Origin of the sequence: Mycolicibacterium arseniciresistens (genome assembly GCF_030519285.1) — a bacterium.
Classification (GTDB): domain Bacteria; phylum Actinomycetota; class Actinomycetes; order Mycobacteriales; family Mycobacteriaceae; genus Mycobacterium; species Mycobacterium arseniciresistens.
Map to the genome: position 1 here is coordinate 1 of NZ_JAUMSQ010000510.1, position 939 is coordinate 939.

General features: G+C 74.8%; 1 protein-coding gene. It reads right to left on the reverse strand.

Going from position 1 to position 939, the window contains the following annotated elements:
* The coding region (locus Q2100_RS31110; RefSeq protein WP_302917107.1) for a DUF6049 family protein at nt 1-939 on the reverse strand (939 nt) is incomplete at both ends.

Consider the following 939-nt stretch of genomic DNA (forward strand, 5'->3'; position numbering starts at 1 on the left):
TCGCCCGGTGACGCGCGGCCCACCCGGCTCGCGTCGGAATCCGCGCCGGGCGCGTGCCGGATCGCGGTGTCCAGCGGGTCGGACGGCTCGCTGTCGATGTCGTCGTCGAGGTCGGCACGGTCGGGCTGGCCGCGGAACCGGTGCCACAGCCGCCGGCCGACCAGCAGTGCCAGCACCGCGCCGCCGGTCAGCGTGATGAAGAACAGCACCTTGCCGTAGGCGTTGGAGTGCACCGACAGCCGCACCGGTTCGCCGAGCGGCAGCCCGTCTTCGGTCTGCAGTGCGACGTCGACCGCCACCCGCTGGGTGAAGTGCACCTCGATCGGCACCCGCAGCGGCAGGAAGCCCGGCGGGAGTTCGATGACACCCATGTCGGTCACCGACATGCCCGGCGGGGCGTCGACCTGCAGGCGCACCCGCACCGGGACCGGCAGGTCGTTGCGCAGTGCCAGCGGCAGCGGGCTGCGCTCGGTCGCCAAGGTGTAGGCGCCGCCGGGGTTGACGACCGTGACCGCGCCGAACAGGTCGTCGACGGTTTCCGCGACACGCGAGAGCCGTTGCTGCGCAAGCCCGTTGCGGGCACCGGGCGGCACGGCCAGGCTGAGCGCGCGCAGCATGTCCTCGCGCAGCGGCGCGGTGTACTGGGTGCCCGTCAGGCCGGTGCGCGTGTCGGTGGTCAGCGCCGCCGAGAGTCCGTTGAGCCGGCCGACGGCCGCGGCGATGCCGGACGTGACCGCCTGGTCGATCCGGCCGTCCGGGTTGCCCAGTTCGGCGGGCGGGGGCGGGGCCAGCGGCTGCGGCGGGAGCGCGTCGCCGTCGGCGATCACCTCCGCCAGCGGACGTGGCACCGCGAGGCCCGCTCGGATCGCGGTGGCGGCGGCGGTCAGGATCGCCTGCGCGTCGTCGGCCCGCACGTTCCACGTCAGCGGCGGCATCAGC